20 protein-coding genes are annotated in these 25,056 nt (G+C 72.0%); 15 read left to right on the forward strand and 5 right to left on the reverse strand.

What is annotated here, in order from left to right; all coding sequences use genetic code 11:
* Window positions 1-282 precede the first annotated feature (282 nt).
* The 8 genes from H0S66_RS08465 to H0S66_RS08500 all read left to right on the forward strand — a co-directional run bounded on the left by H0S66_RS08465 (window position 283) and on the right by H0S66_RS08500 (window position 11,523).
* Window positions 283-1,818: a Re/Si-specific NAD(P)(+) transhydrogenase subunit alpha gene (locus tag H0S66_RS08465; protein ID WP_179615000.1), complete on the forward strand. Its 1,536-nt coding sequence runs from the start codon at window positions 283-285 to the stop codon at window positions 1,816-1,818.
* A 34-nt stretch (window positions 1,819-1,852) separates the two neighbouring features.
* Window positions 1,853-3,283, forward strand: a complete 1,431-nt coding sequence (pntB, locus tag H0S66_RS08470) for a Re/Si-specific NAD(P)(+) transhydrogenase subunit beta (RefSeq protein ID WP_218876262.1) — start codon at window positions 1,853-1,855, stop codon at window positions 3,281-3,283.
* Between the two features lie 701 nt (window positions 3,284-3,984).
* Complete coding sequence (locus tag H0S66_RS08475) at window positions 3,985-6,768, forward strand: amidase (RefSeq protein WP_179615001.1); 2,784 nt, start codon at window positions 3,985-3,987, stop codon at window positions 6,766-6,768.
* Between the two features lie 392 nt (window positions 6,769-7,160).
* Window positions 7,161-7,925 carry a transporter substrate-binding domain-containing protein gene (locus H0S66_RS08480; protein WP_258017167.1) on the forward strand — a complete coding sequence of 255 codons (765 nt, stop codon included), beginning with the start codon at window positions 7,161-7,163 and terminating at the stop codon, window positions 7,923-7,925.
* Window positions 7,926-7,972: 47 nt separating this feature from the next.
* Window positions 7,973-8,758, forward strand: coding sequence for an amino acid ABC transporter permease (locus H0S66_RS08485; RefSeq protein WP_179615003.1), 786 nt, complete (start codon window positions 7,973-7,975; stop codon window positions 8,756-8,758).
* Between the two features lie 4 nt (window positions 8,759-8,762).
* On the forward strand, window positions 8,763-9,512 hold the full coding sequence (locus H0S66_RS08490; RefSeq protein WP_258017168.1) for an amino acid ABC transporter ATP-binding protein: 750 nt from the start codon (window positions 8,763-8,765) through the stop codon (window positions 9,510-9,512).
* A 31-nt stretch (window positions 9,513-9,543) separates the two neighbouring features.
* Entirely contained in the window at window positions 9,544-10,047 is a 504-nt protein-coding gene (locus H0S66_RS08495) for a mycothiol transferase (protein ID WP_179615004.1), read from the forward strand.
* Window positions 10,048-10,158: 111 nt separating this feature from the next.
* Complete coding sequence (locus tag H0S66_RS08500; protein WP_179615005.1) at window positions 10,159-11,523, forward strand: short-chain fatty acid transporter; 1,365 nt, start codon at window positions 10,159-10,161, stop codon at window positions 11,521-11,523.
* A 22-nt stretch (window positions 11,524-11,545) separates the two neighbouring features.
* Here H0S66_RS08500 and H0S66_RS08505 read toward each other — a convergent pair whose 3' ends face one another.
* On the reverse strand, window positions 11,546-12,880 hold the full coding sequence (locus H0S66_RS08505) for a M20/M25/M40 family metallo-hydrolase (RefSeq protein ID WP_179615006.1): 1,335 nt from the start codon (window positions 12,878-12,880) through the stop codon (window positions 11,546-11,548).
* A complete protein-coding gene (locus H0S66_RS08510) occupies window positions 12,877-15,066 on the reverse strand; it encodes a prolyl oligopeptidase family serine peptidase (RefSeq protein WP_179615007.1) in 2,190 nt (729 codons plus the stop codon). The genes H0S66_RS08505 and H0S66_RS08510 overlap by 4 nt, the downstream gene beginning before the upstream one ends.
* Window positions 15,067-15,144: 78 nt before the next feature.
* Here H0S66_RS08510 and H0S66_RS08515 point away from each other — a divergent pair, with 78 nt between their 5' ends.
* The 5 genes from H0S66_RS08515 to H0S66_RS08535 are packed head-to-tail and all read left to right on the forward strand — an operon-like array spanning window position 15,145 to window position 20,921.
* On the forward strand, window positions 15,145-16,974 hold the full coding sequence (locus tag H0S66_RS08515; protein WP_179615008.1) for an ABC transporter substrate-binding protein: 1,830 nt from the start codon (window positions 15,145-15,147) through the stop codon (window positions 16,972-16,974).
* Window positions 16,971-18,014 (forward strand): ABC transporter permease, encoded by a 1,044-nt coding sequence (locus H0S66_RS08520; RefSeq protein ID WP_179615009.1) that lies wholly within the window; start codon window positions 16,971-16,973, stop codon window positions 18,012-18,014. Before H0S66_RS08515 ends, H0S66_RS08520 begins: the two co-directional genes overlap by 4 nt.
* Window positions 18,011-18,931, forward strand: coding sequence for an ABC transporter permease (locus H0S66_RS08525; protein ID WP_258017169.1), 921 nt, complete (start codon window positions 18,011-18,013; stop codon window positions 18,929-18,931). Before H0S66_RS08520 ends, H0S66_RS08525 begins: the two co-directional genes overlap by 4 nt.
* Window positions 18,928-19,896, forward strand: coding sequence for an ABC transporter ATP-binding protein (locus tag H0S66_RS08530; RefSeq protein WP_179615010.1), 969 nt, complete (start codon window positions 18,928-18,930; stop codon window positions 19,894-19,896). Before H0S66_RS08525 ends, H0S66_RS08530 begins: the two co-directional genes overlap by 4 nt.
* Window positions 19,893-20,921, forward strand: a complete 1,029-nt coding sequence (locus H0S66_RS08535) for an ABC transporter ATP-binding protein (protein ID WP_179615011.1) — start codon at window positions 19,893-19,895, stop codon at window positions 20,919-20,921. The genes H0S66_RS08530 and H0S66_RS08535 overlap by 4 nt, the downstream gene beginning before the upstream one ends.
* A gap of 13 nt (window positions 20,922-20,934) precedes the next feature.
* Here H0S66_RS08535 and H0S66_RS08540 read toward each other — a convergent pair whose 3' ends face one another.
* A complete protein-coding gene (locus H0S66_RS08540; RefSeq protein ID WP_179615012.1) occupies window positions 20,935-21,333 on the reverse strand; it encodes a hypothetical protein in 399 nt (132 codons plus the stop codon).
* A 93-nt stretch (window positions 21,334-21,426) separates the two neighbouring features.
* Between H0S66_RS08540 and H0S66_RS08545 the strand changes: the two genes are divergently transcribed.
* A complete protein-coding gene (locus H0S66_RS08545; protein WP_179615013.1) occupies window positions 21,427-22,785 on the forward strand; it encodes a NupC/NupG family nucleoside CNT transporter in 1,359 nt (452 codons plus the stop codon).
* A 78-nt stretch (window positions 22,786-22,863) separates the two neighbouring features.
* Here the strand turns inward: H0S66_RS08545 and H0S66_RS08550 are convergent, their stop codons facing one another.
* Together H0S66_RS08550 and H0S66_RS08555 are read right to left on the reverse strand one after the other, a co-directional pair.
* Window positions 22,864-23,166 carry a hypothetical protein gene (locus H0S66_RS08550; protein WP_179615014.1) on the reverse strand — a complete coding sequence of 101 codons (303 nt, stop codon included), beginning with the start codon at window positions 23,164-23,166 and terminating at the stop codon, window positions 22,864-22,866.
* A 212-nt stretch (window positions 23,167-23,378) separates the two neighbouring features.
* Window positions 23,379-23,933: a type 1 glutamine amidotransferase domain-containing protein gene (locus H0S66_RS08555; RefSeq protein ID WP_179615015.1), complete on the reverse strand. Its 555-nt coding sequence runs from the start codon at window positions 23,931-23,933 to the stop codon at window positions 23,379-23,381.
* 150 nt (window positions 23,934-24,083) lie between these two features.
* Between H0S66_RS08555 and H0S66_RS08560 the strand changes: the two genes are divergently transcribed.
* A complete protein-coding gene (locus H0S66_RS08560; RefSeq protein ID WP_179615016.1) occupies window positions 24,084-24,968 on the forward strand; it encodes an aldo/keto reductase in 885 nt (294 codons plus the stop codon).
* Window positions 24,969-25,056: the final 88 nt, after the last annotated feature.

Below are 25,056 nucleotides of genomic sequence, written 5' to 3' on the forward strand. Positions count from 1 at the left end.
CCGGTGTGCTCGCGACGACGACGGCGACCACGCCGCCGCGAAGCGGGCGTTGCCGGCACCAGGACCGCAGGCGAGGACCTCTTCCGCTCTCTACCCGCCCAGACGCGGGGGTCGCCGGCATCGTGCATCCGGGCGACGGATCGGCTCGGACCCTCAGACCGACCGGACCGCTCGCCACCCATCGTGTCACCGCCGGGGGGTGCCATGCGGCCCGCGCGCGTCAACGGCCCCCGGTGCATCGCTAGACCTGGCTGCCACCCACGAGACTCATGGAGATTGAGAATGCTGATCGGTGTTGTGCGCGAATCACGACCTGGAGAGGCACGAGTTGCGGCCACGCCGGCGACGGTGGCGATGCTGCTCAAGCTCGGATACTCCGTGACCGTCGAAGCGGACGCAGGTGCTGCGTCGAGCTTTGCTGACGCGGCGTACGTCGAAGCGGGAGCGTCGATCGGGGATGCTGCGCAGTCCTGGGCGGCCGACATCGTGCTGGGGGTGAACGCTCCCTCTCGTCATCAGCTGGACATGCTGAGGGGGGGCGCCACCTTCATCGGCGTTCTCTCCCCGAACCTGGACCCGGATCTGGTCGAGGAGCTGGCCAGCCGGCCGATCACCGCCCTGGCGCTGGACGCGGTTCCGCGAATCAGTCGAGCTCAGTCGTTGGACGTGGTGTCATCGATGGCGAACATCGCCGGATACCGCGCCGTCGTCGAGGCTGCGCACGCGTTCGGTCGCTTCTTCACCGGTCAGGTGACTGCGGCGGGAAAGGTGCCGCCCGCCAAAGTGCTCGTGGCCGGGGCCGGGGTGGCAGGTCTGGCCGCGATCGGGGCGGCGGGATCGATGGGAGCGATCGTCCGTGCCACCGACCCACGCCCAGAGGTCGCCGACCAGGTCAGGTCCTTGGGTGGGGAGTACCTGGCCATCGAGTCTCCCGAGGTCGAGGTCTCCGCTACCGGGTACGCCAAGGAGATGGGCGACGACTACAAGAGGCGGGAGGCGGAGCTGTACGCCGCCCAAGCCGCGGATGTCGACATCATCATCACCACGGCACTCGTCCCCGGTCGCCCGGCGCCGAGGCTGATCAGCGCCGAGATGGTCGCGTCGATGAAGTCCGGGTCGGTGATCGTGGACATGGCTGCTCAGAACGGCGGCAATGTCGAGGGGGTGGTCCCGGACCAGTCCATCGTCACTGCCAACGGGGTCACGATCATCGGATACACCGACCTCGCAGGTCGGCTCCCGGGCCAGGCTTCTCAGCTCTACGGCACCAACCTGGTCAACCTCCTCAAGTTGATGACGCCTGCCAAGGACGGCCAGCTCGTGCTGGACCTCGACGACGCGGTGCAGCGCTCCATCACCGTCGTCCGCGACGGCGAGCTCATGTGGCCGGCACCACCGGTACAGGTCTCCGCAGTCCGACCTGCGACTGGCGCGGCGGCCGAGCCTGTGACCCCCCATGCGAAGCGGAGACGGTCGTCCACGCGGCGGTTCACGACCGTTGGCATCGGGACGGCCGTCTTCCTCCCGCTGGCGGCGCTGTCCCCTCCGGCACTGTTGGGGCACCTCACGGTGTTCGTACTCGCGATCGTGATCGGCTACTACGTGATCGGCCACGTGCACCATGCACTCCACACCCCGCTGATGTCGGTCACGAACGCGATCTCCGGAATCGTCGCAGTCGCGGCGATGGTGCAGATCGGGCACGGGAGTGCGGGGATCACGGCCCTCGCCGCGACCGCCATCCTGCTGGCTTCCATCAACATCTTCGGTGGCTTCGCGGTCACCCACCGCATGCTCGCGATGTTCTCCCGGTCCTGACCGGGGACGGCGCTGACGAGGAGAGACGACCAGCATGAATGATCTGTTCACCACGGAAACCTCCGCACGCGCGGCCGACATCGTCGCAGCCTTGCTCTTCATCCTGGCTCTGGCGTGCCTGTCCAAGCACGAGACCGCCAAGAGTGGGAACATCTTCGGGATGGTCGGAATAGGCGTCGCCTTGCTGGCCACGATCGTGCTGACGATCGACGGGGACATCGATGGCACGGACCTAGCGCTGCTAGGGGGTGCGATGGCGCTCGGAGCCGCGATCGGGATCTACCAAGCCCGCGTCGTCGAGATGACCGGAATGCCTGGCCTGATCGCACTCCTGAACTCCTTCGTGGGCCTTGCGGCGGTGCTGGTCGGCTGGAACGGGTACCTGCTGGTCGAGGCAGATCCCGAGGGAGAAGAAGCTCAGCGACTCGACCTGATCGGGACCCTGGGGATCCACCATGCCGAGGTCATCATCGGCATATTCATCGGCGCGGTCACCTTCACCGGGTCGATCGTGGCGTTCCTCAAGCTCTCGACGAGAATCAAGTCCCAACCGCTCTCGCTGCCCGGCAAGAACATCCTCAACCTCGGCACCCTGATCGCTTTCGCTGTGCTGACGGTCTGGTTCTGCATCGATCCTCAGCTCTGGTCGTTGATCGCAGTCACATTGCTCGCCCTCGGGCTGGGTTGGCACCTGGTCGCCTCCATCGGAGGTGGAGACATGCCCGTCGTGGTCTCGATGCTCAACAGCTACTCGGGCTGGGCCGCCGCCGCATCGGGCTTCCTGCTGGAGAACGACCTTTTGATCATCACCGGAGCCCTGGTCGGCTCCTCGGGTGCGTATCTGTCCTACATCATGTGCCGTGCAATGAACCGCTCCTTCTTGTCCGTGATCGCCGGTGGCTTCGGTTCCGAAGCGACCAGCACGAGTGACGATGACCACGGCAAGCACCGTGAGATCACCGTTGAGGGCGTGGCCGAGCTCCTGGTTGAGGCCGATTCAGTGGTGATCACCCCTGGGTACGGCATGGCGGTGGCCCAGGCGCAGCACGGCGTTGCCGAACTCACTCGCACGCTTCGCGAACGCGGCGTCGATGTCCGATTCGGCATCCACCCGGTCGCCGGACGCCTACCCGGCCACATGAACGTGCTTCTCGCCGAAGCCAAGGTGCCCTACGACATCGTCCTGGAGATGGACGAGATCAATGACGACTTCAGCAGCACCGCCGTCGTCCTGGTCATCGGAGCCAACGACACCGTCAATCCTGCTGCCCTCGACGACCCCGCGAGCCCGATCGCCGGGATGCCCGTCCTGAGCGTCTGGGATGCGGACGATGTTGTCGTATTCAAGCGCTCGATGGCTTCGGGCTATGCCGGTGTACAGAACCCTCTGTTCTTCCGCGACAACTCAACGATGCTCTTCGGAGATGCCAAGGACCGCGTCGAGGACATCCTCCAGGTCCTGTGAGCACCATGTCATGGCCAGGCGAGCGCGCGGGGCGCCGACAAGCTGGACCCCTCAGACCGTCGGTGACCTAGGTGGCGCGCCGGTCCTGAGAGGCGTCGGTCCAGGTGGGATTCTGCGGACAATGACGGGATACGGCCCCGCGCGGACGATCTGCAGGGAGGGTCACCCGGGGTGGCGCCCGCCAGACGCGGATAACAGCGCACTGTCGCGGGGGCAACCACCTGCTCTCAGTGGGGTCGGTGCTCGTCGCGCTGCCGTTGCTGATCGGCTTCGTCGGACCGGAGCAGCAGCTCGTCTCGCTCTGAGGCCGACGAAGACCAAGGGTCGAGCGCCTGCCTGGACGGTGGCGGCCGCGGCACCGCGTCGCTACTCGACCACGGCGTCGAGCTCGGACGTTCCGGCAGTGGCGGTCCTGAACGGGGCAGACCGCCACAACCGGTCCGAAACGTTCTCGACACGTGCCGGGCCAGCCGAGAGGTGCTTGAAACGCGGAGGACACCTGATGCGCGGTTCAGGTCCATAGCGTCGCCGTCGCGATCAGCGCCGCTCGCCACCGTGACTGCTGTTCGCGCCGGCCCCGGCCTGCGCGGACCCGCTTTGGAGGTTTCATCTTGGAACACCGTCAAGCCCTACGTTCGCCGCGAGGTCGTGCCGTCCTGGCATCCGGCCTCGCAGCGGCCGCCCTCACCGCCGGTCTGCAGGTGGCGCCCACCGCCCAGGCCTACAACTCCGTCGGGACGGGCGGGGGTGACCAGTGGAACGTCAACGACGCCGCGATCCCCGGCCTCGACACCGGGAGCGTGCGGGACACCACCGCCAGCGCCCTGCAGGGGTACGGAGGTGTCCGGCTCAAGGTGATCAACGGCGACGACCGGCTCAACGGCGCCCTGATGCGCGGCTTCGGACTGACATTCGACGGTCGTGACAGCTTCGAGAGCGCCCGCGCGGTCGTCATCGACGGTGTCGCCGTCAAGCGTGAGCTGAAGATCGACCAGGAGGAGAGCTACGGCCGCTTCCTCGACACCTTCACCAACACCTCCAAGCAGCCGCAGGAGATCGAGGTCGCCTTCGGCGGCCAGGTCGGCTACGACACCGGCACCAACCAGTCCGACGTCGCGGACACCTCCGACGGCGACGACGAGGTCACCTCGGCCGACGGCTGGGTCAGCTTCTACACGCCCAGCGACGGCCCCGGCTCGGCCTCGGCCAACGGGCCGTCGGCGACGACGATCGGCACGCCCGGCTACGCCGGGTCCCTCGACCGGGTCGGCATCTTCCTGCGCGACCCGTTCGTCAACGACCTGCCGGAGACGGGCGACGAGGCCAACCACCCGGGGTTCGTCAACACGATCACCTTGGCGCCGGGCGAGTCGCGCTCGGTGGTGCACTTCGTCGTCACCGGGCTCTCCGAGACCAGCGGTGCCCCCGACGGCTCCGGCGTGCCGGCTGCCGGCTCGCAGGTGGCGGCGGTGGAGGCCAAGGCCGCCGAGCTGACCGCCGCGCCCGACCTGGCGGGCATGACGGTGCCGGAGATCTGCTCGCTGGCCAACTACGACGTGTCCGCCCTCCCCGGCTTCGACGCCTCCGACTGCGACGGGCTGAGCGGGGAGCCGCTGGCCGGAGCCGTCCGCGGCGCTGTCTCGGCCCCGGAGGTCAAGACGACGTCGCCGTACGACGTCGTCGGCAAGTCGATCACCGACCTCGTCGCCGACATGGAGTCGGGCACGACCAACGCCCAGCAGATCGTGCGCGCCTACCTCGACCGGATCGCCGCCTACGACCAGGGCCCTCTTGGGCTGCACTCGGTGCTGGCCGTGGCTCCGGACGCCATGCAGCAGGCACGCGCCGCCGACCGGGCCCGCGAGGCCGGCGACGACCGGCCGCTGCTCGGCATCCCGATCATGATCAAGGACATCATCGACACCGAGGACATGCCCACCACCGGTGGCTCGCTGATCTTCGACGGCTACCAGCCGACCTCGGACGCCTGGCAGGTCGCCAAGCTCCGCGAGGCCGGCGCCATCATCCTCGGCAAGGCCAACCTCTCCGAGTTCGCCAACAGCGGCTACTACAGCGAGAGCGCCTTCGGCCAGGTGTGGGGCGCCTTCGACCCCTCGCGCAGCCCGATCGGCTCGTCGGGCGGCTCCGCGGTCGCCGTGGCGTCCGCCTTCGCCGCCGCCGCGATGGGCACCCAGACCGGCGACTCGCTGTGGGGTCCCTCCGGTGCCGCCAGCCTCTACTCGCTGCGCGGGACCGACGGGATGCAGAGCAGCGCCGGCACCATGCCGCTCACGGTGGTGCAGGACTACGTCGGCCACATGGCGCAGTCCCTGGACGACCTCGCGCTGCTGCTCAACGCCAGCGCCGTCGGCAACCCCGACGACCCGCTGGACGACATCTCCGACGGCCGCCGGCCCGACGACTGGACGGCAGCCCTCGACCCCGACGCCCTCGAGGGCGCCCGCATCGGCATCCCCGAGACCGTCTTCGACGACCCCTTCGGCACCACCGTGGTCAGCGACGCCCTGCGGGCGCAGTTCGCCTACTTCGAGCAGGCCGGGGCCACGCTGGTCCCGATGGACGACTACCCCGGTCGCCCCGACCGCACCTACTCGGGTGACACCAACTACGAGGGCTGGCGCCGCTGGATCGCCGAGCACCCGGACAACCCGTACACGGACCCGGTGGAGATCACCCGATCGCCGCTGCGCATCCCGTTCCGCCGCAACACCTCGCCGTACACCGGCAGCGGGGCCATGTCGGATCAGGACATCGCCGACATGGAGGACTGGCGCGCCACCTACCGCGCCTCGGTCGGGACCTGGATGGACGAGTTCGACGTCGACGCGGTGCTCTACGCCACCGAGCTGAGCGACATCCACCTCAACGACTCCATCCACCCCAGCTTCGGGCGGATCAACCCCAACAGCTCCTACGCCGGGGTGCCGTCGGTGGTCTTCCCGGCCGGGCTCAACGCGCACGACCAGCCGGTCGGCTTCCAGCTCGAGGGCAAGGAGTTCGACGACGCCAAGATCCTGGGCTACGCCTACGCCTTCGACCAGCTGGCCGACGGTCACGTCGTCTCGACCAGCGCGCCCGCCCTGGAGTACGACGCCGACGCCATCCCGGAGCCGGTCGACGACCTGGAGCCGCTGCCGGACGCCGAGGTGCGCACGCTGACGGTGCTCGACCGCACCGAGGTCGCCAACCGCGCGGCCCGTCGCTTCACGCTCGACATCGGCTGCGCCAGCGCCGATGGCCGGTGCGCCGGCGACGTCACCGTCAAGTGGAGCGGACGCACGCTCCTCGACAAGACCGTGAAGGTGCGGGCCGGGGGCGTCAAGAAGGTGGGCGTGAAGCTCAAGCCGGCCGCCCGTCGCAAGCTCGAGAAGGGCAGGAGCATCAGCGTCAAGGTCCTGCTGGTCGGGACCGGCAAGACCCAGACGGCCGAGCCTGTCCGGGTCAAGGTGCGGCCCCGCGGCTGATCCTTCACCACCCGCTCGACCACGCGGCCCCTAGCGACCACCGCTGGGGGCCGCCTGGCGTCCGCGCCCCGTTCAGACCACGGCCTTGACCACCTGCCCGGTCGCCACCAGCTGTCGCCGAAGGAGGCCGTCGAGCTGACGGTCACGCGTGCGACTCGTCAGGCAGGGTCTCGAGGAGCCCGAGGAAGCAGGTCACGTCGTGGAGGAGCAGCACGAGACCGCCGTGCAGGACCGCCGAGGGGTCGGTCGTCGCCTCCGTCACCGTCATCGAGAGGGCAGGCGCGCATCGGAGGGATTGGGCCGCCTGCCCCCGTCCGATCCCGGGCGGCTTTCCGGGCTCGGTGCAGGGTTAGGATCGTTCAGTGAGATCTAAGGTATTGAAGAACTTGTCCGTGGCTACGGCCCTCGCCCTGAGCCTGTCGGCCTGCGGCTCGGACGAGCCCGAGGCCGCCGAGGGCGAGCCCGAGCTGAGCTCGGCCGGTCAGCTCACCGTGTGCACCGACGCGCCGTACAAGCCCTTCGAGTACCCCGACGACTCCTCGCCGACCGGCTACACCGGCTTCGACATGGAGATCGTCGACGCGATCGCCGCCGGGATGGACCTCGAGGTCGTCGTCAAGGACGCCGGCTTCGACGGTCTCCAGAGCGGTGCGTCCCTGGCCGCCGGGCAGTGCGACATGGTCGCCAGCGCGATGACGATCACCGAGGAGCGCGAGGAGAACCTCGACTTCTCCGAGCCCTACTACGACTCCAAGCAGTCGCTCCTGGCCGCGGCCGGCGGCGACGTCACCTCCATCGACGACCTCGACGGGCGGAAGGTCGGCGTGCAGCAGGGCACCACCGGGGCGCAGTACGCCAAGGACAACGTGCCCGAGGGCGCCGAGCTGGTCTCCTTCCCCAGCGACGCCGAGCTCTACGCCGCGCTCAACTCCGGCGGCGTCGCGGCGGTCCTCCAGGACCTGCCGGTCAACCTCGACCACACCGACGACGGTGCCTACGAGATCGTCGAGGAGTACGACACCGACGAGTCCTACGGCTTCGCGGTCAAGGAGGAGGGCAGCGAGGACCTCCTCGAGGCCATCAACGAGAACCTCCAGGCGATCCGCGATAGCGGCGAGTACGACACCATCTACGAGAAGTACTTCTCCGACTCCTGACGCTGCTGCGTCCTCGTCCGTAGCCGACCACCGTTGAGGAGTCCCTCGTGAAGAGGACCACGAAGACCCGTCTCACCCGCGGGTCGCTGTACGCGATCTTCGTGGCCGCCGTTGCCGCGCTGGTCCTGGCCGCGGACTGGCCGGCCATCCAGGAGGCGTTCTTCGACGTCGAGATCGCCCGCGAGCTCTTCCCCGACGTGGTCGTGGTCGCGGCGAAGAACACGATCATCTACACCGCGATCGCCTTCGCGGGGGGCATGGTCTTCGGCCTGGTCCTCGCGTTGATGAAGCTCTCGCCGGTGGCGCCCTACCGGTGGGTCGCGACGGCCTACATCGAGTTCTTCCGAGGCCTGCCGGCACTGCTGGTGATCTTCACCTTCGCCTTCGCGGTGCCGATCGCCTTCCAGTGGCGCCCGCCCGGTGGCAACGCGGGAGCAGGCCTGATCGCGCTCATCGTCGTCTCGGCGGCCTACATCGCCGAGACGATACGCGCCGGCATCCAGGCGGTCCCCAAGGGCCAGGTCGAGGCGGCGCACTCGCTGGGCATGCCGGCGGGCTGGACGATGGTCTCGGTGGTGCTGCCCCAGGCCTTCCGGATCGTGATCCCTCCGCTCACGAACGAGCTGGTGATCCTGATCAAGGACACCTCGCTGCTGTTCATCGTCGGCATGACCCTGTCGCAGCAGGAGCTCACCACGTTCGCCCGCGACGGGGTCTCCTCGGTGGCGAACTCGACGCCGCTGACCATCGCAGCCCTGATGTACCTGGCCGTCACCCTGCCGCTGACCCGGCTGGTGGCCTACATGGAGCGCCGCGGCGCGAGAGGACGTTGACCACGTGACGAGCAACCCCGCCTACGAGCACGCGATCGACGTCCAGCAGCTGCACAAGTCGTTCGGCGACAACGAGGTCCTCAAGGGCATCGACTTCCACGTCGACGACGGCCAGGTGGTCTGCGTCATCGGGCCCTCGGGATCGGGCAAGTCGACGCTGCTGCGCTGCGTCAACCGGTTGGAGGTGCCGACCAAGGGCCGGGTCCTCGTCGAGGGCGTCGACATCACCGACCCCGAGACGGACCTCAACGAGGTGCGCTCGCGGATCGGGATGGTCTTCCAGTCCTTCAACCTCTTCCCGCACCTGACCGTCACCGCCAACCTGACCCTGGCCCAGCGCCGGGTCAAGAAGCGGAGTAAGGACGAGGCCCGTGAGTGCGCGCTGAGGAACCTCGAGCGGGTGGGTCTCTCGGACAAGGCCGACGCCTACCCCGCGCACCTCTCCGGCGGCCAGCAGCAGCGGGTGGCGATCGCCCGGGCGCTGTCGATGGACCCCGACCTGATGCTCTTCGACGAGCCGACCAGCGCGCTGGACCCCGAGCTCGTCGGCGACGTGCTCGCGGTGATGAAGTCGCTGGCCTCCGAGGGCATGACGATGATGGTCGTGACCCACGAGATGGGCTTCGCCCGCGAGGTCGGCGACAAGCTGGTCTTCATGGACGAGGGCGTCATCATGGAGGAGGGCGACCCCGCCGAGGTGCTCTCCGACCCGCAGCACGAGCGCACCCAGGAGTTCCTCTCCAAGGTGCTGTGACGGACCTGCCCGGGCGGCGTACGGTCGAGGCATGACGCCCGGTGAGCTGCTGGCCGACTCCCTCGACCGCACCGCACAGAACGTCGAGTCCGTCCTCGACGGCCTCGGCCCCGACGACCTGGCGCACCGCCCGGCGCCCGGGGCGAACTCGATCGCCTGGCTGGTCTGGCACCTGACCCGCATCTACGACGACCACGTCGCCGCGGCCGCCGGGCGCGAGCAGGTGCACGTCGCGTCCGGGTACGCCGAGCGGCTCGGGCTGCCGTTCGACGCCGCCGACACCGGCTACGGGCACGGCGACGACGAGGTGGCCGCAGTCCGGGTGCCGGGCGACCTGCTCGGCGCCTACCTCCGCGCGGTGCACGAGGCGATGCGCCCCTGGGTGCAGGCGCTGGACGCCCCCGACCTCGACCGGGTCGTCGACGAGCGCTGGGACCCGCCGGTCACCCTCGGGGTGCGGCTGGTCTCCGTGGCCGACGACTGCGCCCAGCACGCCGGGCAGGCGGCGTACGTGCGGGGGCTGCTGGGCCGCTGAGCCCCCGACCCGCCCGCCGGGTGCTGGACGGGGTGGTTGACGCCCGGCCCGCTCCTGGGATGGGGTGAGCCAGGCCACAGCCGTCTCGGGCGTGGCGCCTCGGGAGGACGCATGCTGCGCAAGATCGCCGGTCCGGCGAGCCGTTTCGTCGAACGCTGGATGCCGGGGGCCTTCGTGTTCGCGGTCGCCCTGACCCTGCTGGTGGCGGTGCTGTCGCTGACGCTGACCGACACCGGTCCGCGCGAGCTCACGCTGGCCTGGGGCGACGGGCTGACCGGGCTGCTGGCGTTCATGACCCAGGTCGCGCTGGTGCTGCTGCTGGGCTACACGCTCGCGAACCTGCCGCCGGTGCACCGGCTGCTGACCGCGGTGGCGGGGGTGCCGCGCACCCCGCGGGCGGCGTACGCGTTCGTCACCGTGGTGGCCGGCCTTGCCTCCCTGCTCAGCTTCGGCCTCGGCCTCATCGTCGGCGGGGTGGTGGCCGTCGAGGTGGCGCGCCGCTTCCGCGACCGGGGCACGCCCCTGCACTACCCGCTGCTGGTGGCCTCGGGCTACACCGGCTTCGTGGTCTGGCACATGGGCTACTCGGGCTCGGGACCGCTCAACGCCGCCACCGAGACCGGGGTCTACGCCACCACGCTCGGGATGGGCGTGGTGCCCGTCTCCGAGACCATCTTCGCCTGGTGGAACCTCGTGGCCGTCGCGGTGACGCTGCTGGTGATCGCGGTGGCGATGCCGCTGATGGCGCCCGGCGAGGGGGAACCGGTGCGGCCCGCCCCCGACGCCGTCTTCGAGGACTCCCAGGGACCCGCCGGCGCCGCCGCGGGTGCCCCGCAGGAGCAGGGCTCGCCCGCCGACCGGCTCGAGACCTCACGCCTGGTCACCTCGGTGATGGGCGTGGCGCTGGGCCTCTACCTGGTCCTGCACTTCCTCGACAACGGCTTCGACCTGACCCTCGACATCGTCAACTGGACGTTCCTGTGCCTGGTGCTGCTGGTCGTCGCCAACGCCCGCCAGCTCGCGGCGCTCGTGGCCCGCGGCGGCCGCACCGTCGTTGAGGTGCTGCTGCAGTACCCCCTGTACGCCGGCATCGCGGCGATGATGGCCGCCAGCGGGCTGGCCGAGATGCTGAGCAGCTGGGTCGTCGACGCCGCCACCCCCGGCACCCTGGGGGTCTTCGCGTTCCTCTCCGCCGGGCTGCTCAACCTCTTCGTGCCCTCGGGTGGGGGCCAGTTCGCGCTCCAGGCGCCGATCTTCGCCTCCGCGGCGGAGTCCCTCGACGTCACCCAGCCGGTGGTCATCATGGCGATCGCCTACGGCGACCAGTGGACCAACATGATCCAGCCCTTCTGGGCGGTGCCCCTGCTGGCCGTGGCGGGTCTGCGGGTGCGCGACATCATGGGCTACACCAGCGTGGTGCTGGTGGTCACCGGCGTCGTCTTCGTCTCCACGCTGCTGCTCGTCGGCGCGGGCTGAGCGCGGCCCAGCTCAGCCCGGCTCAGCCCAGCAGCCGGCGGGCCAGGGCCTCGTGGAACTCGACGCTGTGGAGCAGGTCGTCGACGTGGATGCGCTCGTCGGCGTTGTGGAAGCCCTCCGCGACCACCTCCGCCGAGGTCGCCCGGTAGGGGTTGAAGCCGTACGCCGTCGTGCCGGCGCCGGCGCGCAGGTAGACCGAGTCGGTGAAGCCGGTGCCCAGCAGCGGCAGCAGGCTGCCGGTCTCGCCCTGCTGGGCGAGCACCGCGCCGATCGCGTCGATGAGCGGTGACTCCTCGGGGCTGCTGCTGCCGGCCACCAGGTGCTCGGGCCAGGTCAGCTCGTAGCGCAGGTCGTCGCCCAGCCGGGCCCGCACCGCGCGCTCGACGTCGGCCTCGGTGGTGCCCGGGAGGATCCGGCAGTCCAGCTCGACCCAGGCCCGGGCCGGCATCACGTTGCGCTTGGACGAGCCGCCGACCAGGGTCGGCGCCATCGTGGTGCCCACCAGCGCCGGGAGCACGTCGAGCAGCAGCGGCTGCAGCCGCCCGGCGCGGGCCAGCGCGTCGTCGAGGTCGCCGGGCGGCTCCCCGAGCAGGATCTCCAGGGTGCGCTCGAGCAGCGGCGAGCGCTGCGGCTCGGCGGTGCCGAGCCCGATCCGGCGCAGCACCTCGCCCAGGTGCGGCACCGCGTTGTCGCCGATGGTGGGCGTCGAGGCGTGGCCGGCCTCGCCGACGGCGGTGACCCGCACCGGGTAGGTGCCCTTCTCGCCGACCCCCACCGGCAGCACGACGCGCCCGTCGCTGAGCACCATCCGCTCGCCGCCGCCCTCGTTGAGCGCCAGGTCGGGACGGATGTCGGGGCGCGCCTCGAGCAGCCAGCGCATCCCCACGTCGTACATGCCGTCCTCCTCGTCGGCGACGGCCAGCAGCCACAGGTCGCCGCGCGGGCGGAACCCGGAGCGGGCCAGGGCGGCCATCGCGACCGCGCGCCCGGCGACCTCCCCCTTCATGTCGATCGCGCCGCGCCCCCACAGCCAGCCCTCGTCGTCGACGACGGCCTCGAACGGCGGGTGGGTCCAGTCGCGCGGGTCGGCCGGCACCACGTCGGTGTGCCCGACGAAGGCCAGCGACGGCGCCCCGCCGGTGCCGGGGATGCGGGCGACCAGGTTGGCGCGCCGCTCGTCGCGCGCGACCAGCTCGCACTCGACGCCGTGGCCGCTGAGGTAGTCGTGGAGGTACTCCGCGGCCTGGGTCTCCTCGCCGGGTGCGCGCCCCAACGCCTCGGCGGGCGCGTTGCTGGTGTCCATCCGGATCAGGTCGCGGGCGACCCGCAGCACCTCGTCGTGCACGCCCGCGGTCATCGCGCGCCGTCCTTCCCGCTGTCCTGGTCGGTGTCCTGGTCGGTGATCTTGTCGAGGACCCACGCGTAGACCTCGGCCTCGTAGTGCAGGTGGCCCAGGCGCCCCGAGGGCCCGGAGTGGGCGCCGGCGCCCACCTCGCAGCGGAACAGGCAGCGCGGCCCCCACCCGGGGTCGCTGTGCCGCAGCGCGGCCACCCACTTGGCAGGCTCGTGCACCAGCACCCGCGGGTCGTGCAGCGCGCCGGTGACCAGCAGGTCCGGGCGCGAGCCGGCCGGCGGCAGGTTGTCGTACGGCGAGTAGGCCAGCATCCACGCGTGCTCGTCGGGCCGGCGCGGGTCGCCCCACTCCTCCCACTCGTTGACCGTCAGCGGGATGCTGGCGTCGAGCATCGTGGTGACCACGTCGACGAAGGGCACCTCGGCGACCACCGCCCGCCAGCGCTCCGGCCGCTGGCTGAGCACCGCACCCTGGAGGAGGCCGCCCGCGCTCAGGCCCCGGGTGGCCAGGCGGCGCCCGTCGACGAGGCCGTCGAGCGCGTCGGCGACGGCGAGGTGGTCGGTGAAGGAGTGCTGCTTGGCCGCCAGCCGGCCGTCGAGCCACCAGCGCCGGCCGCCCTCGCCGCCGCCGCGCACGTGCACGTGGGCGAAGACCACGCCCCGGTCCAGCAGGCTGGGCAGGGCCGGGTCGAAGTCGGGCTCGAAGACGTACTCGTAGGCGCCGTAGGCGTAGAGCAGCGCCGGGGCGGTGCCGTCGAGCGGGGTGTCGCGGTGCCGCACGAGCGTCACCGGCACCGGGGTGGCGTCGGCGGAGGGGAACCAGCGGCGCTCGGTCACGTAGTGCGCGGGGTCGTGGCCCGGGGCCTCCTGCCGCCCCAGCTCGCGCTGCCCGCCGCTGGCCAGGTCGACCTCGAGCCACCGGGTGGGCTCGACGTGCGCGCGGTCGTGGACCGTCACGGTCGTGGCGTCGTAGTCGGTACAGCGACCCAGGTGCACGGCGCCGCCGGGGAAGCCGCTGGCGACCACCAGCCCCGGGCCGGCCAGGTCGTCGTGCGGCAGCAGGCGCAACCGGTGCTCGGCCTGCGTGCGCAGGCCGAGCACCACGTGGCCGGCGAAGGCGTCGACCCGTTCGAGGCGCTCGGCGGGGTCCTCGGGGCGGACCTCCACCCAGGAGGTCTCGTCCTGGCCCTCCGCCGTCGCGGGCACGGGCGCGCGGACCAGCCGCATCTCCTCGGCACCGTCGTCGGTGACGAGCAGCAGGTGGCCGCCGTCGGGCCCGCGCACGTGCTCGGCGCGGTAGACCACGCCGGGGCGCCGGCCCCCGACCGAGCGGGGGGCCGCGGTCGGGTCGGCCGTCGGGACCACCCAGGTCTCGCCGGTGGTGCGGCTCTCGCTGGTGATGATCACCAGCTCGCCGCTGCGGCTGGCGCGCAGGTGCAGCTCGTGGGCCTCGTCGGGCTCGCTGAGCACCAGCACGTCGTCGGCCACGTCGCTGCCCAGCCGGTGCCGCCAGACCTGGTGGGGGCGGTAGGCGTCGTCGTGGACGGTGTAGAAGAACTCGCGGGAGTCCGCGCTCCAGGCCCCGCCGTAGTAGCAGCGTGCGACCTCGTCGGGCAGGTCGGCGCCGGTGCGCAGGTCGCGGAAGCGCAGCCGGTAGACCTCGTCGCCGGTGGTGTCGACGGCGTGGGCCAGCACCTGCTCGTCGGGGCTCACCAGGGCCAGCCCGAGCTCGAGGTGGCCGCTGCCGGTGTCGAGCTCGCCGACGTCCAGGACGACCTCGTCGCGGGTCTTGTCGGCACCCTCGGAGCGGCCACGGAAAACATCGGTAAAATCTTGATCTACAACGGATTCCGTCTCAGAATGTGACTTATTACCACGGATTCTTCGGCGAATAACCGCGTACTCACTACCGGCCGGGTGCTCGGTGTAGTAGGAGTACCTCGAGCGGTCCCACGAGGGTGACCGCTCGTCGTTCGGCACCCGGGACGCCATCTCGGAGGCCAGCCCCACCACCTGGGAGTGCAGATGCGCAGAGGCAGCGTCGTAGTAGGACCGCTCGGCGGCGAGGTGCGCCAGCACCTCCGGCGAGGACACGTCGTGCAGCCAGGCGAAGGGGTCGGGTCGCTCGACCCCGTGCTCGCGGTGGGCGTGGGTGCGCGGAGCGGCGACCGGGGGCGCGGGTGGCTTCACGGGCGTCAAGGTACGACGAAGCGGCGCGCCGCGGCAGGGGTCCGGCCGACCGGTGCGCGGGCCCGCGCGCTCGTGGGCGTGCTGGCCGCCTGCCTGCTGCCGCTCGGCCTGCTGGCCGGCCCGGGCGGCGCGGCCGCGTCGGCGAGCCAGGGCGAGGACCCGGTGCGGTTCACCGTCGCGCTGCTCAACGAGGTCGACAGCTTCAACCCCTTCCTCGGCATCGAGGTCGAGTCCTACGAGATGTGGGCGCTGACCTACGACTACCTGGTGGACTTCTCCACCGACGACCTGTCCCTGCAGCCCTCGCTGGCCACCGACTGGGAGAGCAGCGACGACGGGCTGGAGTGGCGCTTCACCATCCGCGACGACGTCACCTGGTCCGACGGCGAGCCGCTGACCGCCGACGACCTGGCCTTCACCTACGGCCGGGTGCTCGGCAAGGGCCCCGAGGCCGCCACCTGGAAGTCGTGGCTGGCCGGGGTCACCGACGTCGAGGCCACCGACGACACGACGCTGGTGATGACGCTGTCGCGGCCCAACAGCGTGCTGCCGATGGTGCCGATCCCGATCGTGCCCCAGCACGTGTGGTCGGACGTGACGGGCGAGCAGATGAAGTCCTACGCCGCCGAGCCCACCGACGGTGCGCCGGTGGTCGGCTCCGGGCCGTTCCGGCTCGTCGAGGGCACCGCGGGCGGCTCGACGTACCGCTTCGAGGCCAACCCCGACTACTGGAACGGCGCCCCGCACGTCGACGAGGTCGTCTTCCGGGTCTTCAAGAGCGAGGACCCCGCCGTGCAGGCGCTGGTCAAGGGCGAGGTCGACTTCGTCGAGGGCATCTCGGCGCTCCAGGTCGCCTCGCTGGAGGGCCGCGACGGGGTGCTGGCCCAGAACGCCGACACCCCGGGCTTCGACGAGATCTCCTTCAACGCGGGCTCGGTCGACCTCGAGACCGGGGAGCCGATCGGCGACCCCAACCCGGCCGTGCTCGACCCCGACTTCCGCTTCGCGCTGGGCCTCGCGCTCGACCGCCAGCAGCTGGTCGACACCGTCTACCAGGGGGCCGGGCGGCCCGGCTCGACCATCGTCCCGCCGGGCTACGCGACCTTCCACTGGGAGCCGCCGGCCGAGGACTTGAGCCACGACCCCGAGCGCGCCGCGGCGCTGCTCGACGAGGCGGGCTACACGACGGGCCCCGACGGGATGCGCACCCTGCCCGACGGCTCGCCGATCGGCACCCTGCGCCTCTTCGCCCGCTCCGACTCCGCGACCTCGACCGACGTGATGGCCTACTTCAAGGAGTGGCTCGCCGACCTGGGCATCGACTCCGAGGTGACCACCGTGGAGTCCTCCAAGCTCACCGACATCATCCTGGCCGGCGAGTTCGACGCCTTCGAGTGGGGCTGGTTCGTCGACGCCGACCCGACCTCGATGCTCAGCTACATGACCTGCGACCAGCGGGGCAACTGGTCGGACTCCTGGTACTGCGACGAGGACTACGACGCCCTCTTCGAGCAGCAGGGCTCCGAGCTCGACCCCGAGGCCCGCGCCGAGCAGATCCACTCGATGCAGGAGATGCTCTTCCGCGACGCGCCCTACCTGGTCACGGCCTACAACACCACCGGCCAGGCCGTGCGCAGCGACCGCTTCGCCTGCCTGCTGCAGCAGCCGGCCGGGACCGGGCAGTGGATCTTCCAGCAGGGCACCCACACCTACCGCTCCATCCGGCCCGCCGACGAGGCCGGTGACTGCGACGGCAGCACCGGCGCCACCGAGGCCTCCGAGGCCGGGGCCGACGAGGGCGTCGGCACCGGGGTGCTGGTGGGCATGGGCGGGCTGGCCGTGCTGCTCGCGGCCGGCGCGGCGGTGCTCGTCGTACGCCGTCGCGCGAGCGCGGAGGACCGCGAGTGACCCTCGCGGCCAGCGCCGAGGGGGTGCTCGCGGCCCCGTCGGGCGGGCGCCGGGCGCGCGGCGGCTACGGACGCTACGCCGGGGGCAAGGTGCTGGGCTCGCTCGGCAGCCTGGCGTTCGTGCTCGTGGTCAACTTCTTCCTCTTCCGGGTGCTGCCCGGCGACCCGGCGCGCACCCTGGGCCGGGGCCGGTTCAGCTCGCCGGAGCAGCTCGAGGCGTTCAGCGCGACGTACGGGCTCGACGAGCCGCTGCCCCGGCAGTTCCTGACCTACCTGGGCAACACGCTCACCGGCGACCTCGGCGTCTCGCTGCGCTACCGGGTGCCGGTCGCCGACCTGCTGCTCGACCGGATCGGGCCGACCCTGCTGCTGGTCGGCACCTCGACGCTGCTGGCCGCGATGATCGGGATGTGGCTGGGCACCCGCGCGGCCTGGGCCCACGGGCAGCGCTTCGACCGGCTCTCGACCGGCGCCTCGCTGACCCTCTACTCGATGCCCGAGTGGTGGCTGGGGCTGCTGCTCATCGCCACCCTGGCCGTCGGGTTCGGGCCGGTGCCCGGGCTGTTCCCCACCGGCGGGCTGCACTCCGTCGACGTCGACCCCTGGTCGCCGGGCGGGGTGCTCGACGTGGCGCGCCACCTCACGCTGCCGGTGCTGACCCTGACCCTGGCCTACCTGGCCGACTACGCGCTCATCATGCGCAGCTCGCTGCTCGACGAGCTGGGCTCGGACTACCTGACCACCGCCCGGGCCAAGGGCCTGCGCGACGTCGCGGTGCGCAACCGGCACGCCGTGCCCAACGCCCTGCTGCCCGCCACCACGGTGCTCGCGCTCAACTTCGGGTTCGTGGTCGCCGGCGCGATCACCGTCGAGACCGTCTTCTCCATCCCCGGGCTCGGCCTGCTGGCCACCGAGGCGCTGGAGATCCCCGACTACTGGGTGCTCCAGGGCGCGTTCCTGGTGGCCTCGGTCGGCGTCATCCTGGCCAACCTCCTGGCCAACCTGCTGTACGGCGTCCTCGACCCGCGGGTGCGCACGTGAGCGCGGGGGCCGGGGTGGAGGCGGGCGCCAGCGCCGCGCAGCTGGCCCGCCGCCGACGCGCCGAGAGCCGGCGCCGCGGGTGGCGCGAGTTCCGCCGGCACCGCTCGGGCGTGGCCGGGCTCGTCGTGCTCGGCGCGTTCGTGCTGCTGGCCCTGCTGGCGCCCGTGATCGCCGACGCCGAGGGGCTCTCGGTGACCCGCGCCCAGGGCGGGGTCCTGCAGCCGCCCTCGACGACGTACCTGCTCGGCACCGACGACAACGGCCGCTCGGTGCTGACCCTGCTGATCTGGGGCGCCCGCGTCAGCCTGCTGGTGGGGCTGCTCGCGACCGTCATCTCGATGGTGATCGGCACCCTCGTGGGCCTGCTCTCCGGCTACTTCGGCGGCTGGCCCGGGGCCCTGCTCTTCCGGCTCACCGAGTGGTTCCTGGTGATCCCGTTCCTGCCGCTGGCGATCGTGCTGGCCAGCGTGCTGGGCCGCTCGCTGCTCAACATCGCGCTGGTCATCGGGGTGACGTCGTGGACGAGCACCGCGCTGCTGATCCGCAGCCAGACCCTGTCCATCAAGGAGCGCGCCTACCTGGAGCGGGCCCGCGGCCTCGGTGCCGGCCACCTGCACCTGCTGCGCCGCCACGTGCTGCCCAACGTGGCGCCGCTCGTCTTCGCCAACACCACCCTGACCGTGGCCGTGGCGATCCTGGCCGAGACCACGCTCAGCTTCCTCGGCCTCGGCGACCCCACGCGGGTCTCGTGGGGCTCGATGCTCGAGGACGCCTTCCGGGTCGGGGCGATCACGACCGGCTCGTGGTGGTTCATCGTGCCGCCCGGGCTGTGCGTGGTGCTGGTGGTGCTCTCCTTCACGCTGATCGGCCAGGCGCTGGAGTCCGTGCTCGACCCCCGGCTCAGGGAGCGACGATGACCGACCTGCTGCAGGTCAGCGACCTGCGTGTCACCTACCGCACCGAGGAGGGGCCGCTGGCGGCCGTGCGCGGCATCGACCTGCACGTGGCGCGCGGGGAGGTGCTGGGCATCGCCGGCGAGTCGGGCTGCGGCAAGTCGACCCTGGCCAGCACGGTGCTGCGCCTCCAGCCGGCCTCCGCGGAGGTGAGCGGCACAGTGTCCTTCCAGGGCGACGACGTGCTGACGATGCGCTGGGGCGCGCTGCGCGCGGTGCGCTGGGCGGGCGCCTCGATCGTCTTCCAGGGGGCCCTGCACTCCCTCAACCCGGTGCGCCGCGTCGGCGTGCAGGTGGCCGAGCCGATCCGGGTGCACGAGCCGGAGGTCGCCGACGCCGAGGTCGAGGCCCGCGTCGCGGCGCTGCTCGAGCAGGTCGGGCTGCCGGCCGCGCGGGCGGCGGCGTACCCGCACCAGCTCTCGGGCGGTCAGCGCCAGCGGGTGATGATCGCGATGGCCCTGGCCTGCCGCCCCGACCTGGTGGTGGCCGACGAGCCGACCACCGCCCTCGACGTGATGGTCCAGGCGCAGGTGCTCGACCTGCTCTCGGGGCTGGTGCGCGAGCTGGGGGTCGGCATGGTGGTGATCAGCCACGACCTCTCCGTGCTCGCCGAGCTCTGCGACCGCATCGCCGTGATGTACGCCGGCCGCGTGGTCGAGCAGGGGCCGGCCGCCGAGGTCTTCGCGCGGGCGCTGCACCCCTACGCCGGCGCGCTGTCGGCGGCCTTCCCCCGCATCGGCGACCCGGCCTCGCGCTACGCCCCCGCGGGCCTGGCCGGCGACCCGCCCGACCCGCGCGCCGAGCTGGTCGGCTGCGCCTTCGCGCCGCGCTGCCCGCGGGCCGTGGAGCGCTGCACCACCCAGGAGCCACCGCTGGAGGAGCACCAGCCCGGCCGCACCGCGGCCTGCTGGAGGATCGGGGAGCCATGAGCGCCGAGCAGACCCTGGACGCACCCGCGACCGGCACGCGCACCCTCGAGGCGCGCGGGGTGCGCGTCGAGTTCGCCGGCCGCGGGGGAGCCGTGGCCACCGCGCTCGACGGGGCCGACCTGACCGTGCGCTCGGGCGACATCGTCGCCCTGGTGGGCGAGTCGGGCTCGGGCAAGACCACCCTGGCCCGCACCCTCGTCGGCCTCCAGGCGCCCACCTCGGGGGAGGTGCGCCTCGACGGGGCGCCCCTGGGCCGGGGGGCCCGGGCCCTGAAGGCGGTGCGCCGCCAGGTGCAGATGGTGCTCCAGGACCCCGCCGGCGCCCTCAACCCGCGCCACACCGTCTACGAGTCGGTCGCGGAGGGGCTGCGCCTGCACGGCCTGTCCGGCGGTCGCGGTGGCGGCCCGGGCGAGGAGCAGCGGGTCGGTGCCGCTCTGGCCGCCGCCGGGCTGCGACCACCCGAGCGGTTCTACCTGCGCTACCCCCACGAGCTCTCCGGCGGCCAGCGCCAACGGGTCCTGATCGCCGGGGCGCTGGCCCTCGAGCCGCGGCTGCTGGTGGCCGACGAGCCCGTCTCCTCCCTCGACGCCTCGGTGCGCGGCGAGCTGCTCGCGCTGCTGCTGCGGCTGCGCGAGGAGCGCGGCCTCGGGGTGCTCGTGGTCACCCACGACCTGGGGCTGGCCTGGAACATCGCCGACCGGACCGCGGTGATGTACCTGGGCCGGGTCGTCGAGTCGGGCCCCACCGAGCAGGTGCTCGGCGACCCCCAGCACCCCTACACGCGGGCGCTGCTCTCGGTGGTGCCCGAGTCGCGGCGGGTCGAGCCCGTGGTGCTGGCGGGCGAGATCCCCGACCCGACCCGCATCCCGCGCGGGTGCCGCTTCCACCCGCGCTGCCCGGCGCTGGCCGACGGCACCGCGGCCGCGGCCGGGGTCGACGCGGCGTGCCGCGGCACCGCGCTCCCGGTGCTCCCCGCGGTCGACGACCACGTCGCGGCGTGCCACCTGCTCGCCGCGCGCGACTGAGCGGCGTACGGGCTCAGAAGGTGTCGCGCTGTCCGGCGAGCCAGCGCTTCGCGTCGGGCACGTCGAACCACAGCGAGACCGCGTCGACGACCAGCAGCACCACGAGGTACGCCGCGTACGCACCGCCGACGTCGTCGCGCCCGAGCAGGGCGTAGCCGATGACGCCGAGCAGCGGCACCCACAGCACCACGTGCGGCAGCGCCATCGCCAGCGAGAAGCCGCGGTCGAGGACCATCACGACGCCGTTGACGGCCAGGGCACCGACCGCGAGCGCGGCGACGAGGGGGCCCAGCGGCTGACCGACGACCACCAGGGCGGCCAGGTTGACCGGCATCAGCACCAGGAAGACCCAGGCCTGCACCGCCAGCGGCAGGCGCTGGGCGCTGCCCAGGACGTCTCGGACCAGACTCATGCGATGCCTCCGGCGGCTCGGTGGTGGGTCGTGCCAGCATGACCCACGCGCCGACCGACCGGTCGCCGACGTACGGGTGCGAGAGGTGGAGCCATGATCGACGTCCTCTGGGGAGCCGGCGGGATGCTGGTACTGCTGGCCATCGCGGTGGCGGTCTCGAGCGACCGCCGCGCCATCCGCCCGCGCACGGTGCTGGGTGCCCTGGGCCTGCAGATCGTCTTCGGCGTCGTCGTCCTCTACTGGTCGGTGGGCCAGCGGGCCCTCGAGGCGGCCTCGCGGGCCGTGCAGGCCGTCATCGACTCCTCCCGCGAGGGCATCGGCTTCCTCTTCGGCCCGGTCCTGCCCGAGGAGGGGCAGGTCTTCGCCTTCCAGGTGCTGCCGGTCATCGTCTTCTTCGCCTCGCTGACCGCGGTGCTCTACCACCTCGGCATCCTGCAGCGCGTCGTGCGCGTGCTCGGCGGCGGCCTGGGCTGGCTGCTCGGCACCGAGAAGGCCGAGTCGACCAACGCCGCCGCCAACATCTTCGTCGGCCAGACCGAGGCGCCGCTGGTGATCCGGCCGTACGTCGCCGGGCTGTCGCGCTCGGGCCTCTTCGCGGTGATGGTCGGTGGGCTCTCGACCGTCGCCGGGTCGGTGCTGGTGGGCTACTCGCTGCTCGGCGCCCGCCTCGACTACCTGATCGCCGCCAGCTTCATGGCCGCGCCGGGGGCGCTGCTGATGGCCAAGATCATCCTGCCCGAGGAGCGGGTGGACGACGAGGCCGAGCAGGGTGGGCAGGACCGGTCGCCCAGCACGGTCCCGAGCGGAGCGGCCTCCGGCAGCGCCGAGGGCGACGGCGCGGACTCCGAGGACAGGGACTGGTCCAGCGCCGACGAGGTCCTGCGCGCCGAGAAGGAGGCGGCCGAGAGCAAGGGGCCGGCCGACGACGGGATGCGGGCGCGCAACGTCATCGACGCCGCCGCCAACGGTGCCGCCGACGGGCTCAAGCTGGCCGCGACGATCGGCGCGATGCTGCTGGCGTTCATCTCGCTGATCGCCCTGCTCAACCTGCTGGTCGGCGGTGTCGGCGGCTGGTTCGGCGCCGGGGACCTGACCATCGAGGAGATCCTCGGCTACGTCTTCGCGCCGCTGATGTCGGCGATCGGTGTGCCGTGGGGCGAGGCGGTCGAGGCGGGAAGCTTCGTGGGCCAGAAGGTCGTGGTCAACGAGTTCGTCGCCTTCGCCAACCTCGGCGAGGTGATCGGCGGCTTCAGCGACAAGACCGCCGCCATCGTCACCTTCGCGCTGACCGGCTTCGCCAACCTCGGCTCGCTGGGCATCCTGCTCGGCGGGCTCGGCGGCATCGCCCCCGAGCGTCGTCCCGACATCGCCTCGCTCGGGCTGCGCGCGATCCTCGCCGCCACCCTGGCCAACCTGATGAGCGCGGCGATCGCCGGCATCCTGATCGGCTGACGCCGCCGGCGCCCCGACCGACCGGTCGAGGGTGCGAAAGTGACCGGTCGATGGTTCAGAAGTGACCGCTCGGCCGTGTCAGGCGCGGTCGGCGAGGCGGGCGAGGGCCAGGACCAGCCCGGCGGCGGCCACGGCCGGGGCGACGACCCAGGGGTGGGCGTCCGCGGCGACGAGGCCGAACGACGTGCTCAGCAGCAGCAGCGCGCCTGAACCCCCGGCGAGGGTCAGCGTGGTGCTCCGTGCCCGCGAGAGGGTGGGGGCGTCGCGCTGCAGCAGCACCGCCAGCACCGCACCGCCGAAGAGGGTGAGCACCAGCCCCGCCTGCCCCGAGGTCTCGGGCAGGGCCGGGGAGGCCACGAAGGCCCCCACCAGCAGGGCCATGCCCACCTGCAGCCAGGTCCGGTCGGTGCTCCCGACCTCGAACGTCCTGCCAGTGCCTGTATCCGTGCCTGTCCCTGTGCCGGTGCCTGTCGGTGTGGCGGGCACGTGGTGGTCGGCTCCCATGTCGCACTCCCTCTCCGCGGGCTGCCCGAACAGCCCGTCGCGCGCGACGCTACCCGGCCTCCGGCGGCCGGTCCAGGGAGTCGCGCGGGTCAGGCGAAGGCGGCGACTGCCGCCTCGCAGAACGCGTCGAGGTCGCCGGGGTTGCGGCTGGTGACCAGCGTCCACCCGTTGTGCTCGCAGGTGAACGACTCCTCGTCGACCCAGGTGGCGCCGGCGTTGCGGATGTCGGTCTGCAGGCTCGGGAAGCTGGTCAGCGTCTTGCCCTCGAGGCGCCCGGTCTCCACCAGGGTCCACGGGCCGTGGCAGATCGACGCCACCGGCTTGCCCGCGTCGATGACCTCGCGCATGAAGGCCACCGCGTCCTCCTCGACGCGCAGGGCGTCGGCGTTGGTGGTCCCTCCGGGCAGCACCACGGCGTCGAAGGTCGCCGGGTCCGCGTCGCCGAGGGCGAGCGTCGCCTCGAAGGTGCCGGCCTCGTTGACGTCGCTCTCGAACGCCTGCACCTTGCCGGTCTCGGGTGCGATCAGCACGGCGGTGGCGCCGGCGTCCTCGACGGCCTGCCAGGGCTGGGTCAGCTCGGGCTGCTCCACGCCCGACTGGGCCACGATGAACGCCACGCGCTTGCCGGTCAGGTCGTTGCTCATCAGGTCCTCCTGGGGTCGGGGCCTCGGGCCCGCGTCTGGGGGTCGTCGTACGTCGCTGTGCGTGCTCTCCACTGCACCAGCCGGTCCGGCGGCGTTCGACACCCCCAGGGGTGGGCGGGGGCGCTGCAGCGGGGCGGGTAGACAGGGGGCATGCAGACACGAGAGATCGGCAACGACACCGTCGGGCGCGTCCAGGTCGGGGCGATCGGGCTGGGCCTGATGACCTTCGACCAGTCCGGCACCCAGCCGCGCGAGCAGCTGCTCGACACGATGCGCGCGGCGCTCGACGCGGGCGTGACGCTCTGGGACACCGCCGACGCCTACGGCCCCGGCGACGAGCTGGGTGCCGACGCCCAGGGCGCCAACGAGCGCCTGGTCGCCGGTCTGATCGACGAGCTCGGGGTCCGCGACCAGGTGCTGCTGGCCACCAAGGGTGGCCACGTGCGCGCCGGGGGAGGCGCGTGGGCGCTCGACAGCTCCGCCGCCCACCTGCGCTCGGCCGTCGACGCCAGCCTCGAGCGGCTCGGTGTCGACCAGATCGCGCTGTGGCAGCACCACCGCCCCGACCCCGAGGTGCCCTACGAGGACGTCGTCGGCACCCTCAAGGAGATCGCCGACTCGGGCAAGGTCGCCCGCGTCGGTCTCTCCAACGCCGACCCCGCCCAGATCCGCCTGGCCCACTCGGTGCTCGGCGACCGGCTGGTCAGCGTGCAGAACCAGTTCTCGCCCGCCTTCCGCTCCAGCGCGCCCGAGATCGACGTGTGCGAGGAGCTGGGACTGGCGTTCCTGCCGTGGAGCCCGCTCGGCGGCCTCTCCGACGCCAAGGGGCTCGCCGAGAAGCACCCCGGCTTCGCCCGCGTCGCCGAGGACCGCGGGATCAGCGCCCAGCAGGTCGTCCTGGCCTGGGAGCTCGCCCAGTCGCCCGTGGTCATCCCGATCCCCGGCGCCAAGCGGCCCCAGTCGATCACCGACTCGGCCGCCGCCGCCGAGATCGAGCTGACTCCTGACGAGCTTGCGGCGCTCGACGCGTCCTGAGGCTGGACCGGCCCGGCGGGGGGGCGTGCGGGGTGGCAGCGGTGAGCTGCCAACCGAGCTGACGGACCGGACGGTTGCCAGCCCACCG

Origin of the sequence: Nocardioides marinisabuli, from assembly GCF_013466785.1 — a bacterium.
Taxonomy (GTDB): Bacteria; Actinomycetota; Actinomycetes; order Propionibacteriales; family Nocardioidaceae; genus Nocardioides; species Nocardioides marinisabuli.